11 protein-coding genes and 1 pseudogene are annotated in these 9492 nt (G+C 66.1%); 6 read left to right on the top strand and 6 right to left on the bottom strand.

Features of this window, described 5'->3' with window-relative positions; translation table 11 throughout:
* The 4 genes and pseudogenes from AC1D2E_RS33020 to AC1D2E_RS33005 all read left to right on the top strand — a co-directional run.
* A pseudogene (locus AC1D2E_RS33020) lies at positions 1-288 on the top strand (hypothetical protein); the annotation flags it as partial.
* Positions 289-312: 24 nt separating this feature from the next.
* The gene (locus AC1D2E_RS33015; RefSeq protein WP_478201314.1) at positions 313-561 is read left to right on the top strand and encodes a DUF2933 domain-containing protein; all 249 of its coding nucleotides are present in this window, start codon (positions 313-315) and stop codon (positions 559-561) included.
* Positions 542-1195 carry a methyltransferase family protein gene (locus AC1D2E_RS33010; protein WP_478201313.1) on the top strand — a complete coding sequence of 218 codons (654 nt, stop codon included), beginning with the start codon at positions 542-544 and terminating at the stop codon, positions 1193-1195. The genes AC1D2E_RS33015 and AC1D2E_RS33010 overlap by 20 nt, the downstream gene beginning before the upstream one ends.
* Before the next feature lie 413 nt (positions 1196-1608).
* A complete protein-coding gene (locus tag AC1D2E_RS33005; RefSeq protein WP_478201315.1) occupies positions 1609-3825 on the top strand; it encodes a copper-transporting P-type ATPase in 2217 nt (738 codons plus the stop codon).
* Positions 3826-3845: 20 nt separating this feature from the next.
* Here AC1D2E_RS33005 and AC1D2E_RS33000 read toward each other — a convergent pair whose 3' ends face one another.
* Genes AC1D2E_RS33000 through AC1D2E_RS32985 form a run of 4 tightly spaced genes read right to left on the bottom strand, consistent with a single transcriptional unit; the run spans position 3846 to position 7394 of the window.
* The gene (locus AC1D2E_RS33000; protein ID WP_478201312.1) at positions 3846-5360 is read right to left on the bottom strand and encodes a thymidine phosphorylase family protein; all 1515 of its coding nucleotides are present in this window, start codon (positions 5358-5360) and stop codon (positions 3846-3848) included.
* Positions 5361-5373: 13 nt separating this feature from the next.
* Positions 5374-6729: an MBL fold metallo-hydrolase gene (locus AC1D2E_RS32995; protein WP_478201311.1), complete on the bottom strand. Its 1356-nt coding sequence runs from the start codon at positions 6727-6729 to the stop codon at positions 5374-5376.
* Positions 6730-6760: 31 nt separating this feature from the next.
* The gene (locus AC1D2E_RS32990; protein ID WP_478201310.1) at positions 6761-6970 is read right to left on the bottom strand and encodes a hypothetical protein; all 210 of its coding nucleotides are present in this window, start codon (positions 6968-6970) and stop codon (positions 6761-6763) included.
* Position 6971: 1 nt separating this feature from the next.
* Positions 6972-7394 (bottom strand): universal stress protein, encoded by a 423-nt coding sequence (locus AC1D2E_RS32985; RefSeq protein WP_478201309.1) that lies wholly within the window; start codon positions 7392-7394, stop codon positions 6972-6974.
* A gap of 287 nt (positions 7395-7681) precedes the next feature.
* Here AC1D2E_RS32985 and AC1D2E_RS32980 point away from each other — a divergent pair, with 287 nt between their 5' ends.
* A complete protein-coding gene (locus AC1D2E_RS32980) occupies positions 7682-8149 on the top strand; it encodes a universal stress protein (protein ID WP_478201308.1) in 468 nt (155 codons plus the stop codon).
* A 58-nt stretch (positions 8150-8207) separates the two neighbouring features.
* Here the strand turns inward: AC1D2E_RS32980 and AC1D2E_RS32975 are convergent, their stop codons facing one another.
* On the bottom strand, positions 8208-8579 hold the full coding sequence (locus tag AC1D2E_RS32975; RefSeq protein WP_478201307.1) for a cytochrome C: 372 nt from the start codon (positions 8577-8579) through the stop codon (positions 8208-8210).
* Positions 8580-8784: 205 nt separating this feature from the next.
* On the opposite strand from AC1D2E_RS32975, the gene AC1D2E_RS32970 reads away from it, so the two are divergent.
* The gene (locus AC1D2E_RS32970) at positions 8785-9207 is read left to right on the top strand and encodes an ACT domain-containing protein (RefSeq protein ID WP_478201306.1); all 423 of its coding nucleotides are present in this window, start codon (positions 8785-8787) and stop codon (positions 9205-9207) included.
* Positions 9208-9280: 73 nt separating this feature from the next.
* Here AC1D2E_RS32970 and AC1D2E_RS32965 read toward each other — a convergent pair whose 3' ends face one another.
* On the bottom strand, positions 9281-9478 hold the full coding sequence (locus AC1D2E_RS32965; RefSeq protein ID WP_478177951.1) for a CopG family transcriptional regulator: 198 nt from the start codon (positions 9476-9478) through the stop codon (positions 9281-9283).
* Positions 9479-9492 lie beyond the last annotated feature (14 nt).

Raw genomic sequence — 9492 nt, 5'->3', positions numbered from 1 at the left:
ATGCATCAGAAGATGATGGCCGCCAAAACCCCGTCAGAGCGCGCTGCGTTGATGAAGGACCACATGAAGGTGATGCAGGACGGCATGGCCATGATGGGACAGATGGGCGGTGGCATGCCGATGATGAGCCAAAAGGGTGGCGGCATGCCGATGCAGGGCGGGGGCATGTCCTCGATGCCCGGTGGCCCGTCCATGCAGAAGAACATGATGCAGCGCATGGACATGATGGAAATGATGATGCAGATGATGGTGGACCGCGAGGCGGCAATGCCTCCTGCCGCCAAGTAGCCACATCTGTCGGGGAGCATTGAGATGGATACGCAAGGCCATGAGCCAAGTTTCTGGCGCTCACCCGGTGGAGTCGGTTTGCTTGTCGTCGCTCTCGTCGGCGGCTTCTTCCTTCTTGCCGAGCACAGGGCGCATCTGCTTGGATGGCTTCCATTCCTTCTCGTTCTTGCTTGCCCGCTGATGCATGTTTTCATGCACCACGGGCACCGTCACGGTGGAAGGCAGTCCGGAAACGACCCGTCGCGAGGCGACCATGAACAGCGCGAGCAATGACTACGGCTTGTGGAGCCTGGCGCTCCTGAACTCCATCATCTTCATCGGGTTCGCTTACAGCTTCTTCAAGCCGGCTACGCTGCGGGACTGGAGGAGTTTTGGCGCCTACTCCGCATTCATGGTGGCCCTGTTCGCAGAGATGTATGGCTTCCCTCTGACGATTTTTCTGTTGTCCGGCTGGCTCGGTGCCAGGTTCCCGGGTGTGAACCTGTTCGGGCACGAGGCCGGGCATCTGTGGTGGCTCTTTACCGGCCAGCACGGAAATCCGCACGCGGGGGTACTGCACATCCTGAGCTTTGTTGCCATCTTTGCCGGCTTCGTTCTGTTGTCAAAGGCATGGCATGTTCTGTATCACGCACAGCGCCGCCACGAAATGGCGACAACCGGCCCGTATCGCAGCATTCGCCACCCGCAGTACGTCGCGTTCGTGCTCATCATGTTCGGCTTCCTGCTGCAGTGGCCGACGCTGCTGACCCTGGCGATGTTCCCGGTGCTGGTGTTCATGTACGTCCGGCTCGCCATTTCCGAGGAACACGATTCGGAGCGCGAGTTCGGGGAGGCTTGGCGTGCCTACGCCGCCGTGACGCCTCGCTTCATTCCCGTCTGGGGCGGTGGTCGCCATCGGCATGCTTAGACGCTCGGCTCTCGTCAAGAGCGCCGAGCTGTTGTCAGGGGTCGGTGCCATCGTCCTCGGAGCGGGACTGGGGTTGCTTGCGCCCTTGCTAATGCAGCGGCACGCATTGCCGCTGCTGGGTGCCGGTGTGATCCTCCATGGCGCGGGGATGACGCTCAAGTATCGGCTCGAGGCTGGGGGTCGCGAACCGCAATGGTGGGACCGTACGCTGTTCTGGGCTTGCTGGGCCCTATTGTTGGCGACCCTCTGGTGGGTCGCCTACTTGCTCGTCGTCCAGCCTCAAAACTGAAGGAAGCGAAGCGTAGGCCCCTTGACCTTCCTTTCGTGGGAAGGTAGAGACTGCGGCATCATCATTGCTGGAAAGAAGAATGCCAATGACGTCCGACACCTCGTCCAAGCTTGACGCGGCCAAGATGCCCGAGCATATGACCGATCACGGTCCTCATGACCATGGCGCGCACGCCGGCCACGCGCTTTCCTCGTCGAAGAATTCTCCGAGGGCGGACTCAAAGGACATCGAGTACACCTGCCCCATGCACCCGCAGGTGCGGCAGATGGGTCCGGGGAACTGTCCCATCTGCGGCATGGCGCTCGAGCCAGTCGTGGCTACGACGGAGACCGGCGACAGCCCGGAGCTGCGCGACATGACGCGACGCTTCTGGGTCGGCCTCGCGCTGACCATTCCGGTCTTTGCGCTGGAGATGGGTGGACACCTGGTCGACATCCATCACCTCATCGGGCAACAGACCTCGAACTGGGTGCAACTCCTGTTCGGAACACCCGTGGTGCTCTGGGCGGGCTGGCCTTTCTTCGTGCGGGCATGGACGTCAGTCAAGAACCGCAGCCTCAACATGTTCAGCCTCATCGCGTTGGGCACCGGCGTCGCCTGGGTCTACAGCATCGTGGGAACGGTCATGCCGCAGGTCTTTCCGGCCGAATTCCAGGCCCACGACGGCGCGGTCGCCATCTACTTCGAGGCCGCCGCGGTCATCACCGTGCTGGTGCTCCTCGGCCAGGTGCTTGAACTACGGGCCCGGGAAAAGACTTCGGGTGCGATACGCGCACTGCTCGACCTGGCCCCGAAGGAGGCGGTCCGCGTGAAGTCCGACGGGACCGACGAGCGCGTTCCGTTGGACACCGTGCAGGTGGGCGAATCGCTGCGCGTGCGTCCCGGCGAAAAAGTGCCGGTCGACGGCCAACTGATCGACGGCAAGGGAACCGTCGACGAATCGATGGTCACCGGAGAGCCGATGCCGGTGGCCAAGGCGCCGGGCTCGAAGGTCACTGCGGGCACGCTCAACCAGACCGGCGGCTTCGTGATGCGGGCCGAGAAAGTCGGCGCCGACACCCTGCTCTCGCAGATCGTCCACATGGTGGCCGCCGCCCAGCGCAGCCGCGCGCCGATTCAACGCATGGCGGACCAGGTGGCGGGGTGGTTCGTGCCGGTGGTCATTGCCGTGGCGGCGCTCGCCTTCGTCGCCTGGTTCGTGTGGGGGCCCAGCCCGGCGTTCTCGTATGCGCTCATCGCGGCGGTCGCGGTGCTGATCATCGCCTGTCCCTGCGCGCTGGGCCTGGCGACGCCGATGTCCATCATGGTCGGCGTCGGGCGCGGTGCGCAGAGCGGCGTGCTCATTCGGGATGCCGAAGCGCTGGAACGGATGGAGAAGGTCGACACGCTGGTGGTCGACAAGACAGGCACATTGACCGAGGGTCGCCCCAAGGTCGTGACGGTCCAGCCGGTCGAGGGCTTCGATGCCGGCGATGTTCTTCAGAAGCTGGCCAGCGTGGAGCGAGCCAGCGAGCATCCCCTGGCGGCCGCCATCGTCGCTGACGCGCTCGAGCGGAATCTGCCGCTGTCGGCAGTGACCGATTTCGACTCGCCCGTCGGCAAGGGCGTGGTCGGCGTCGTCGATGGCGCCCGCATCGTCTGCGGCGGCGCGAAGCTCCTGGCGGAGAACGGCATGGAGGTCGACACGCTCACCGCGGCAGCCGAGGCCGTCAGTGCCAAGGCCGCCACCGTCATCTTCGTCGGCATCGATGGCCGCCTGGCCGGATTCGTCGGCATCGCGGACCCCATCAAGGCGAGCACCGCCCAAGCCATCGCCGCGCTGCGTCAGGCCAAGATCCGCGTGGTCATGCTCACCGGCGACGGGAAGACGACGGCGCAGGCGGTCGGTCGGGAGCTGGGCATCGACGAGGTCGTCGCCGAGGTGCTTCCGGAGGACAAGGCCTCGGTGGTGCAGCGGTTGAAGGCCGAAGGCCGCGTCGTCGCCATGGCAGGAGACGGCGTCAACGATGCGCCGGCACTGGCTGCGGCGGACGTGGGCATCGCCATGGGCACCGGGACCGATGTGGCGATGGAGAGCTCGGGCGTGACGCTGCTGCACGGAGACCTCATGGGTATCGTGAAGGCGCGCCAGTTGTCGCGGGCGACGATGGGCAACATCCGCCTGAACCTCTGGTTCGCCTTTGGCTACAACGTGCTCGGCATTCCGGTTGCGGCCGGCGTGCTCTATCCCTTCTTCGGCATCCTGCTCTCGCCGGTCGTGGCTGCAGCCGCCATGGCGCTGTCTTCGGTGAGTGTCATCGCCAACTCTCTTCGATTGCGCGCGAGCAAGCTGGAGAGCTGAATGAAACCAGCGGCCAGCCATCAGCCGCGATCGTCGGGATCCGCCGTACGTACCACCGGCAACTGCGAGTACACGAAGTCCAATGCGTATCGCAGCGCCCCCGCACTCTGTGCATGGAGCGTGAAAAGCGGCTGCCCCCGCTCGACGCGCTCGCCCAAGCGCAGGTGCATCACCGCGCCGGCCGCAAGGTCCCGCGGCGCGCCGGCCAGCTTGGCCGCCCTGGCGATCAGGCGAGTGTCGATGCCCGCGACGACACCGCTCGCAGGCGCCGTCACGCTGTGGGAGTGGGCCGCCCTGGGCGGTACGCGCATGCCGCCCTGCGCTTCGCAGATCGCGATGAACTTCGCCAGCGCGCCGCCGTCGTCCAGCACCTTGCGCGCCAGATCCGCGCCCGAACCCCCGGCGGCCTTTCCTGCCATCTCCAGGACTCCGCCCGCGAGCAGCAGCGCCCGCTCTCGCAGGTCGGGCGGTGCATCGGGCCGTCTTTCAAGTACGGCCATGACGTCCATCGCCTCCAGCGCCGGACCCAGGCCGCGGCCCACCGGCTGGCTCCCGTCGGTGAAGATCGTACGCACCTGCAGGCCCAGCGCCGCGCCGACCGCCACAAGGCTCCGTGACATCGCCTCGGCCGCGGCCGCGCTGCGGACCTTGGTCTGCGGGCCAACGGGCAGGTCGATCAGCACGCACTGGGATCCGACGGCGGCCTTCTTGGACAGAATGGAAGCCACCAGCAGGCCTTCGCTGTCGAGGCTCAGCGGCCGTTCGACGCGGATCAGCATGTCGTCGGCCGGACTGATGCGAGTATGGCCGCCCCAGACGATGCAGCCGCCCTCGCGCTCGACCACGCGGCGCATGGCGGGAAGGTCCAGGGCTACGGGCGCCAACGTCTCCATGGCATCGGCAGTGCCCGCCGCCGAGGTGATGGCTCGCGAGGAGGTCTTGGGCATCGTCAGCCCGCACGACGCCACGATCGGCACCACCAGCAGCGTGGTCCGGTTGCCGGGCAGGCCGCCGATGCAGTGCTTGTCGACGACGGGCGTCGCGGCCCATGTCACGCGCTCGCCGACGTCGACCATCGCCCGGGTCAAAGCCACTGTCTCGTCGAAGTCCAGCCCCGGGCCCGCGCACAGGGTGACGAGGGAGGCCAGGTGGATGTCGGGCAGGCGTCCGCGGCTCACGTCCTCCATCAGTGCCCGCAGGGCCGGATAGCCGAGCCGGCCGCCGTGCACCTTGGTGCGCAGGTGCGCCAGCGACGCCAGCACGGGCGGATGACGCACCTCGACCTCGTCACCCTCCGCGGCGCCGAGCAGGGCCCAGGCCGCGTCCGAGAAGGCAATCTCGTCGCGCCGCAGCCAATCGTGGTTGACGTGATGAAGGATGGCCAACAGATGCCGGCCGCCCGAGATCACCTCGACCTGGGCCTGGGCCTCGAAGCCTTCGGCGCGGCACACGGGGCAGTCGCTGCGCAGGTACACCACCGGCTGCTGGTAGGTGTCGATGCCGGCGCGGCGGGCGGGCAGTCGATCGGGGGCCATGGCGCGCGCCGCGTCAGAGCGCCCGCGACTCGAGATAGTCGGGCACCGTCACCGGCCACGCGTGCCGCTCCTCGATCGCCAGCCGCAGCGCATCGGCCGCGACCGGTTCGCCATGCGTGACGAACACGCGCCGCGGGGGCGCGGGCATTGCGCCGAGCCAGGCCTGCAGCTGCTCGCGATCGGCATGGGCAGAGAGCATGTCCAGGTTGGCGACTTCCGCGCGCACCGGCACGTAGGCACCGTGGATCTTGACCGAAGGGGCGCCCGCGACGAGGCTTGCGCCGCGCGTCCCCGCGGCCTGGAAACCGGCGAAGAGGATGGTGTTCCTGGCGTCCGGGGCGTAGGCTTTCAGGTGGTGCAACACGCGCCCGCCGGTCGCCATGCCGCTGGCCGACACGATGATCGACGGATAGCCCAGGTGGTTGAGCCGCTTCGATTCTTCGACCGTGTTGACGATGATCGCCCCCTTGCTCAACGCATTGCACTGCTGCACGCTCAATCGGTGCTCATCGAGATGGTGGCGATAGATGCGCGTCGCGTCGATGGCCATCGGGCTGTTCAGGTAGACCGGCATGTCCGGAATGCGACGCGCCTCCTTGAGCAGCTGGATGCAGTGCAGCAGGGTCTGGGCGCGCCCCACGGCAAAGGCGGGAACGACCAGGATCCCGCCCCTGGCGGCGGTGCGATTGACCACTGCGGCCAGCGCTGCCAACACATCGCCTTCGCGATGCAGGCGGTCGCCGTAGGTCGACTCGATGACCACGTAATCGGCCGGGGACGGGCTCTCGGGGGGACGCATCACGAGGTCGTCGCTGCGCCCCAGGTCGCCGGAGAACAGGATACTGCCGGCGTCCCATTCGATTCTCGCGCTGGCTGCGCCGAGAATATGCCCGGCCCGCTTCAACCGCCAGGACCAGCCGGGCCAGGGTGAATGCAACTGGTCGAATGGCACGGTTTCGAACCGGTGCAGCGCCTCGCGGGCCTCCGCCAGCGTGTAGAGAGGCAAAGCCGGCTTGTGCTTCGAATGGCCGTGCCGGTTCGCGAAGTCGGCCTCTTCTTCTTGAAGCCAGCCCGAGTCGGGCAGCAGCAGATCGCACAGGTCGCGCGTGCCCGCAGTGCAGTAGACCGGCCCCTTGAAGCCCAGCTTGATCAGGCGCGGCACGAAACCGCTGTGGTCCAGGTGCGCATGGGTCAGCAGCACCGCATCGATGTCGCCCGCCTTGACCGGCAGCGGCGCCCAGTTTCGCAGCCGCAATTGCTTCAGGCCCTGGAACAGGCCGCAGTCGACCAGAAGACGTCGGCCATCGTGCTCAAGAACATATTTGGACCCGGTGACGGTGCCGGTGCCGCCGAGGAACTGGATGCGCATCGTCTTGTGTCCTTCGAAGGGCCATGTCGCTTCATCTGCCAGCTTGAGGCGAGCCTGGCTGGGCCGAGCGCTCGACGCCGAGCGGCGTCGACGGCTGCGAGACTTCGAACCAACCGACATGCAGGGCATCGTCGTCGTCGCCAAGCCCAGCAGTCACGAGGACGACGGTCGCGAGCAGCGTTGCGAGGACAAATCCGACCGCCCTCAGCGTTCCGTGGTCAGCGATGATGTGGCGGGTCATGTCAGCGCACCAGCAGGACCGGGACCTTGCACCGCGCCAGCACCTGCGTGGCGACCGAGCCGAGCACCAGATTCTTGAGGGCGCCCGCGCCGTGCGAGCCCATGATCAGGAGATCGAACCGGCCCGCCTCGGCGTACGACGCGATCTCCTCGGCCGGATGGCCCACCTTGTGGGCGAACTGCGCGTCGATGCCCTGCTCGGCCAGCAGCGCACGCACGGGCTCGAGCACCACCCGGGCATCGTCCTCGTAGTAGGTGTGGACCAGGTCAGGCCCCGCGAATGCCGCCGCCCGGTGTGGAACGGGCAGCACCGCGTAGAACACGGTCCATGCGTGGCCTGTCACCCACGCATCCTTGTGCGCTCCGAGGTAGGTGATCATTCGCTTCGTGTACTCGCTGCCGTCGACGGCAAGAAGAATCTTCATGGTTTCTCGTGTCAGGAAGTCCGGATGGCGGGATATTGGCCTGCGCGCGGACAATCCGGCTTGCGCCAGGTCAAGTCGGCGACGCCCCACGGCAGCGAATCCGCCCTGGCACAAATCACTGAGTCAGCCGTCCAGCGGGACAGCTCCGCCGAACCGACACACCCACCGATCGAACAGATCCGTTGATCTCGCGCAAGTACCTCGCGCCGAGAAGCAGAAGAATCGATGCACTCGCTGTCGGACCGGCTGCGAGCGGCTTCATGACGCGGCCCCCGAAAGGAAGAATCATGTACCAACGCATCCTCGTACCCATCGACGGCAGCGAGACCKCCGAACAAGGCCTGCGCGAAGCCATCCGGCTGGCCGCGGATCAGAAGGCTCGACTGCGTCTGCTGTATGTCATCGACGACTTCCCGATGCTGATGGAGCTGTCCAGTCTCGAAAGCTTCGACGCCTCGCTGCAGAAGTTGCGCGAGTACGGGCAGCAGACACTTGCTGGCGCCCAGAAGCTTGCGGGCAAATCCGGCGTACAGGCCGACACGGTTCTGCGCGAGGTCACGGAAGGCCGCATCGCCAACGCCGTGGTGGACGAGGTCGGGACTTCCGCATGCGACCTGATCGTCATGGGCACCCACGGGCGGCGTGGCCTGAGTCGCATGGCGCTGGGCAGCGATGCCGATCTCGTCGTGCGAACCAGCCCCGTGCCGGTGCTGCTGGTCCGGCGGCACCCGGAGACCATCGACGCATCCGCGTGATCCTTGCTGTCGGACGCGGCGCTCGAGATGCGGCTGCGCCCATTTCTTCATGTCGCGATCAGGGCCGCGCGCTGCCGCCCGGCATCAGAACCACCGGTGGGCCCGAGGGCGACTTGAATCCATAGAAGCGCTCGTTGAGGTGGCGCGTGACGGCAACGATGTCCTCTTCGCTCCAGTTCAGCGCGCCCGCGGCCTGCCAGCGTGCCACCTGCGCCTGCAGGCTGTTCCAGTCGGTCGCCAACCTGCGGTCACGCCAATGCACCTGCGTCGTGTGGCAGGCGATGCAGTGCGTCGTGTACAGAAGTTCGCCGCGTGTCTGGGCACCGGCCACGGGGCCGAACACGCTTGCCGCGACCAGCAAGCAGGCGGCCGGGAACCGGGCCGGGTGGGGCCGCTTCCGGCGCACGGGATCGGGATGCAGGTCGTTCATTGGGTCCCTCTCGACGATGGACTTCGATCATCTGCCTTGCCTTGATCCAGCGCAAGGCGGTCGAGAGACCGGCTCCTAAAGTGATTGTGAAGCCCGCGAAGGCTGGGCTTGCCCACGATGAAAGGAAGGTCAGCGCTGCGGGATCCCCGGCGGTTGTGGCCTGGCCTCTGATCGACACCTTGGCAGCGAAAATAGAGGATCAATCATGAATCTTCTCGTGGAACCTACAGATGTATGGGCAGCGACCATCCAGGACCGCCCCGGCGGCCTTGCCGAGGTGCTGGATGCGCTACGCGAAGCGGGGGCCGACCTGCAATTCGTCATTGCAAGGCGAACGCCCGACAAGCCAGCGACGGGGGTCGTCTACGTCACGCCGCTGCAGAACGACCGKGAAATCCGTGCGGCGGCACAGGCGGGCTTCAACGTGACACAAAGCCTTCACTCGGTKCGGATCATGGGTCCGGACCGCCCGGGCATCGCCGCGGAGTTGACGCAAAAGCTTGCTGCCGGGGAAATCAATCTTCGCGGCTTCTCGGCGTCCGTGATCGGCACACAGTTCGTGGCCTACATCGCGGTCGACTCGCTGGGCGACGCCAACAAGGCGATGGAAATCCTGTCGAAGCTCTGAGAACGTGACGAAATGCAGTGGCGCGTACGGCCAGCCTGCACAGCTACCGCACACTTGCTTCTGGGCCCTCAAGTCAGCGTTCGCGGGCCTTCGTGCTGTCAGTCCGGACCCCGCTCGGCACGAAGCTCACTCCATGATGGGCCAAATAGTCACGAATCAGGCGGCGCACCACTTGAGACGGTGTCACGTCCTGTTGTGCACAAAGTGTTTCGAAGGCCTGTTTCTTAGCCGGATCAATCAGGACCGTAAGGCGGGCAGTCTTAAGCTCCATGATGACTCCAAATA

It is taken from the genome of Variovorax sp. P1_H2 (genome assembly GCF_056405295.1).
The sequence above is the reverse complement of the archived record's forward strand: the minus strand, read 5'-3'. Positions and strand labels throughout refer to the sequence as shown.

What these genes read in the sequence shown, in the direction of transcription:
- AC1D2E_RS33015 (WP_478201314.1), top strand. Translation starts at nt 313, where the DNA reads ATGGATACGCAAGGCCATGAGCCAAGTTTCTGGCGCTCACCCGGTGGA.
- AC1D2E_RS32995 (WP_478201311.1), bottom strand. Translation starts at nt 6,729, where the DNA reads ATGCGCATCCAGTTCCTCGGCGGCACCGGCACCGTCACCGGGTCCAAA.
- AC1D2E_RS33000 (WP_478201312.1), bottom strand. Translation starts at nt 5,360, where the DNA reads ATGGCCCCCGATCGACTGCCCGCCCGCCGCGCCGGCATCGACACCTAC.
- AC1D2E_RS33010 (WP_478201313.1), top strand. Translation starts at nt 542, where the DNA reads ATGAACAGCGCGAGCAATGACTACGGCTTGTGGAGCCTGGCGCTCCTG.
- AC1D2E_RS32965 (WP_478177951.1), bottom strand. Translation starts at nt 9,478, where the DNA reads ATGGAGCTTAAGACTGCCCGCCTTACGGTCCTGATTGATCCGGCTAAG.
- AC1D2E_RS32985 (WP_478201309.1), bottom strand. Translation starts at nt 7,394, where the DNA reads ATGAAGATTCTTCTTGCCGTCGACGGCAGCGAGTACACGAAGCGAATG.
- AC1D2E_RS32990 (WP_478201310.1), bottom strand. Translation starts at nt 6,970, where the DNA reads ATGACCCGCCACATCATCGCTGACCACGGAACGCTGAGGGCGGTCGGA.
- AC1D2E_RS32975 (WP_478201307.1), bottom strand. Translation starts at nt 8,579, where the DNA reads ATGAACGACCTGCATCCCGATCCCGTGCGCCGGAAGCGGCCCCACCCG.
- AC1D2E_RS33005 (WP_478201315.1), top strand. Translation starts at nt 1,609, where the DNA reads ATGCCCGAGCATATGACCGATCACGGTCCTCATGACCATGGCGCGCAC.